This window comes from Curvibacter delicatus NBRC 14919, from assembly GCF_001592265.1.
Lineage (GTDB): Bacteria > Pseudomonadota > Gammaproteobacteria > Burkholderiales > Burkholderiaceae_C > Hylemonella > Hylemonella delicata.
This window is the reverse complement of record NZ_BCWP01000076.1, coordinates 1-4629: the sequence shown is the minus strand read 5'-3', so window position 1 is coordinate 4629 and position 4629 is coordinate 1. Positions and strand designations below refer to the sequence as shown.

The window sequence follows — 4629 nt, the reverse complement described above, 5'->3', positions numbered from 1 at the left end:
CCTGAAAGGTGCGTGCCGAGCCGAGCTGCATACTGAATAGCTTCAACTAGGCCAGAACGCCCAACGTCTCCGGTGAGAAGAATTCGTTCATCCAGCAGACTGGCAAACTGAACAACGCTCATATCGTTCTCTGCGCTAGTTTCGTTTGGAGAAAAGATCTCGTTTGCCCACGCAGATTGGACCAAGATTTTTGCCTTCTTAGCGACACTTCCGAGCAATCCGGCTAATCCTTGGGAGTGTGGGGATACCGATGAAGACTCGGGGGTTTTCTCCGACGCCACAACAAGCTCAATGAATCGCTCATAAGAGGGCGCCATAACCGTGAAATATCCAATCTGTTCGCCTTGAAATGGCTCCTTAATTGGAATCCTACGCTCTAGCGCAATATCCTCAAGCGCAGCTAAGTTTGAATAAATGCTGCGAAGGCGCCTCCTAAGGTGTTCGACTGATGAATATGAGTCAAATCGACTGATTAGTGCTTCTGCGTAACGCCATGGTCGGTGAATCCACAGTGTTCCAACGGTAAAGTTCTCGAGGATCGCTCGCAGACCGCCAGCGTGATCCGCGTCGTTGTGCGTCGCTACAACATGATCAATGAATGTCGGATTGTCGTAGTACTTCCTTATATGGTTTACAAGAGTGTTCCCCGTTTCTTGGTAGCCGCCATCAACGACGTGTATCCATGTCAGATTATTAAATCGATAGCGAAGACAGATATGGGCTTTCACGGGGTTAGCTATTGGCGTCGTGCTCACCAGCTTCCGGGCGTGGATCACTGCACAAAGCACACAGTCTCATTGATCGAGACAGGTCGATTCAGCATGCACCAAGGACAACCTCTGAGTGCGTTGGCAGCTAGGCCGGCAATCGCAGAGCAGAATGTCCACGCCTATTTTGAATCTGCCTTCATACAGCGATTCGCGATATTGAGCGATGCGGCTCTGCAGGCAAGCATCCCGTTCAGACCTGAGGTGGTGACACGAGCACTGTGCAGACGTGTGCGGGCTGTAATCGGAGAACATCGCGTATCTCTCAGTCAGCTCGCCCGTCAATATTTTCCCGACTTCTGGATTAGAAAAAATTTCCCAGCTATGTTTGGCAAACGTCCAGACGACGGGATCACAGCGGTTGATGATGTGCTTCGATCTTCCCGTAGCGCTTACACGACCAAGTCATACCTGCTGGCACTGTCCATTCTTTGGGATGATCCAGACGAGGCGATGCGAGCTTGCCTGCAAGAGGCCGCATTGAGCACCAGTGGTTTTAACGAGAAAGGGGGGCGAAAAGTACTGCGGGACGTTCTGGGTGGGCGATCCATCACACAGTCCTGTCGGCGACACGATGTGAATCTGCGGGATTTTGAATATGCCTTTCAGGAATTCCTGAAGGAGATCCGGCCAGTTGTCAGCGTATATGCGGCCAAGCTATAAGTTTGTTCAGCTCTTGATTTGATGTGAATTTTGGCGGGATCCTTTTCGCATCCGTAGATGTGTATCGCCTTCGGAGGATGGTTGGGCCTAGCAAAGGCATTTGCCGAACGACTCGACAAAGCCGCGACCCGGATCCGTCGCTTGCCGGCACACCTTTCTAGGCGCCGTCGTACCGGCGAGGAGACCTGGATGAGGTGACAGGGAATCAATGACCAATTCCGGTAGTACAGCCATCCTAGTCATCCAAATACTTTGGCGCTGCCTCGAGCCTCCTTTTTGATTCGGTGAGGAAGGTGACTCGATCTCCGTGCCGCTCTCCAGCAAATGCAGCACATCTTTCGGCTGAACTTTGCAATCGGATATTCGAATCGCGAGGGATTGTGTCCCCGAAGATAGTGCCGCGTATGTGTCTTGCGCGTGGAATCGCACCGTTCCGCAAAGAAGTCGTCTGGTCGCAACTTGCCGACGCCTCACTATAAAAATCTTGTGAGTGCTTAATTTTTCCGTTGATCACTTGAGTCGCCTGCTGCAGGCAAACATTCTTAGCGTTATTGAACATGGTGGCAAACACCCTAATGTCTTCACGCTCTTCAACGCTTAGCCCAAATGTAGTAGGTATAGATTCCAGTCGGGCGCGCAGCGCATCCGTTTCACATGCAAGCCGATGGCCGTCAACAGGAAGCTCCTCGCACTTAGGAGTTGCACCGCTGTTGTAGTCATCGCAGTAAGTAATGCTGGTTTGACGAGCTAACTCTGGACTCTGAAAATTAACATGAACAAAAAGCAACTTTTGCTTTACCAGTTGGTTGATCTCGCTCCAATCTGCCCGTACGCCGCCGTTACAAATCTCGTCTGGAAGTCCATCTTTTCGACACAAATTCTCATCTGCGGGTGGAGCGAGGACTCTTGCCTTGAACTCACCTAGAAGCCTGGCCCGGTTTGCAGCCAATAGCGCGTCGAAGCTTGCAAAGGCGCTTCGATAATCAAATACCCAGCCCATAAATGATCCCTGTACCGGATCTTCATCTACATGAAGGCCTTGCTTTCCGAATGCGTCTACGGAGAGAACAACTACGCTATCGCAGTCACGGAGAAGTCGGTGGTTTGACTCAAGCAGCGCACGTTTTACTCCAAGAAGCCCAAGATTGTCGGCATTGCCGCCGTCGATTAGGTGGATATAACGTGCCTGCCCTATCTGTCGTTCTAAGGCACTTTCGCGGAATCGAGGAAGGTAAACGGGGGAGAGTAAGCCGGGAAAAGCAGCAGACGCAGAAACGGCGCGTGCAAGTGGAATGGAGTTGATGTCAACACCGAGTCTTGCAAGATCAGGGCGAGCAAAAAGAAATTCAGCCCCAAATGGCAAGGGCGCGTGGGCGGCAGAACCTTCTTGAGTTGCGACAGTCGCGTTGATAAAGATGGGTGGTCTGGCTGGATTCAAGTCCTGGAAGCGAAGTGGGCTGCCGTGGCCATGAAGTAACACTGCACTATTGATGGTGCTCTCAAGCAGGTCCGTTCGTGAGAGGTTTCCGAAAAGGTATGCCGTTAAGACCGTAGGATCAGCAAGTTGCCGAACCATAGATGTCTTGAGGTTCTTCGCTAGTACGTCCGAGGTGAGTGCCTCCGACCATACCGGGCGCCCGGGTGGGGCATCCGGTGTGTCGTAGCTGGCGCCAAACAGTGCCGCCGTGATGCTCCCTCCAGATACGGCAAAGATACCGTCGATTTTTGAGGCGACGCCTAAGTTTTCCAGCTCGTGAATGACGCTTGCCGCGAGGTACGCAGCGCGACTTCCTCCGCCAGAGAGGGTGACAAAGAACGCCGTTTTTCTTCTATCCGCTGCGCAGATATTGTTCGGCATAAGTAGCGCTTCCGGGGTACCGGAATACCTATACCAATCGTTCGCCAGCAGGGTGTCGCCATAGGCGCTTCGTACAGTTGTGGGAAGGGGCTGTACGGAACCGGGTCTATTGGCGCATCCACTGACGAGCGCGGCGCCGAAAATGGCGAGGGCGATCAGAAGGGCGTTTCGGTGAACGCCGAATAGTCGGGCGCGGGTGCTTTTGGGATTCTGTAGGAGTGAGAGGTGGTCGTTACTCGCTGCAGTTAAGCGCAAAAGGTGGATTTGGCGCGGCGGACCAGGAGAGTGGAGTGGAAGACTGCTAATGGCGAGCCTGAACAGCGACATTTGAAACTATGTAATGATTTTTGCGCCCATCTTGACATCCCTGCCCGGCAAAATTTGAGACATTTCTTGCCAATATCGGCGTGCACACGACGAGAATGCCGCTCTGAGCGCGGTTTGAGACTTTGTTATGGGTGGCCACTGATTTTGGGGGTTTACCCTTTGAGAAAAGCACTATACATTCCGTAACAATCGCACGCTATGCTGTGCGGACAGCGCTATCGGTCATGGTGTCATTCTCGTCGCTCTCCCTTTCAGGCTAGGAGTCGAACAAGCGCCAGATGCTTGCACCAAGCAGCTCAAACAGGGAAACGCAGGAGTATTGATGCAGTCAACGGAGTCGACGATTTCGTCCGCCGACCAGGAAAAAACAGGCGATTGGCGCTGACCGGGGTGGTCGCCATGGCGCTGCTCAGCTCCCTACTGTGGGCTGGTGTGCTTGATGCCGGCCTGCCGGTCAAACACTTCCTGACGTTGCACACCACGCTGGAGGTGGCCTCCATCATCGTTGCCATGCTGGGGTTCGGTATTGCCTGGCATGCCTATTCGGAAGACCGTCCGGGCAACATCGCCCTGCTGGGCGCCGTGCTGTTCGGGACAGCGCTGCTCGATTTTGGGCACACCCTGTCGTACGCCGGCATGCCGGAGGTGGTCACGCCTTCCGGCCCCGGCAAAGCCATCAGCTTCTGGCTGCCTGCGCGGCTGCTGGTGGCGGTGGGTCTGCTGGTCATTGCGTTGCGGCCCTGGCAGCCCTTGAAGAGCCCCTACATGCGCCACGCCCTCATGGGCGTCGTGCTGGCCTATGTGGCGCTGGTTTATGGGGTGGTCCTGTTCCGTCCCGATCTGGTGCCGGTGCTTTTTGTGCCGGGTCAGGGCCTGACGCCGTTCAAGGTCAAGTTTGAATACATGCTGGTGGCGATCTACGGTACCGCGGCCTGGCTGTTCTACCGGCAGTCCCGCCGCGACGTCGGCTTCAATGCCGCCGATCTGTTTGCGGCTGCCGCCATTGCGGGGCTG

At 54.2% G+C, this 4629-nt stretch carries 4 protein-coding genes; 2 read left to right on the top strand and 2 right to left on the bottom strand.

The genetic code is table 11. The features are described 5' to 3' along the window. Nucleotides 1-626: MBL fold metallo-hydrolase (locus CDE01S_RS19280; protein WP_369406374.1), on the bottom strand; the 626-nt coding region annotated here is incomplete at its 3' end. Here CDE01S_RS19280 and CDE01S_RS18630 point away from each other — a divergent pair. Beyond that, entirely contained in the window at nucleotides 558-1430 is an 873-nt protein-coding gene (locus CDE01S_RS18630) for a hypothetical protein (RefSeq protein WP_245636222.1), read from the top strand. The genes CDE01S_RS19280 and CDE01S_RS18630 overlap by 69 nt on opposite strands. 235 nt (nucleotides 1431-1665) lie before the next feature. Here the strand turns inward: CDE01S_RS18630 and CDE01S_RS18380 are convergent, their stop codons facing one another. Beyond that, a complete protein-coding gene (locus CDE01S_RS18380) occupies nucleotides 1666-3288 on the bottom strand; it encodes a patatin-like phospholipase family protein (RefSeq protein WP_169802285.1) in 1623 nt (540 codons plus the stop codon). A 702-nt stretch (nucleotides 3289-3990) separates the two neighbouring features. Here CDE01S_RS18380 and CDE01S_RS17735 point away from each other — a divergent pair. Next, nucleotides 3991-4629: membrane-associated sensor domain-containing protein (locus tag CDE01S_RS17735; protein WP_281179378.1), on the top strand; the 639-nt coding region annotated here is incomplete at its 3' end.

Excerpts from the sequence above, each read along its gene's own strand:
- CDE01S_RS18380 (WP_169802285.1), bottom strand. The coding sequence starts at position 3,288 with ATGCCGAACAATATCTGCGCAGCGGATAGAAGAAAAACGGCGTTCTTT.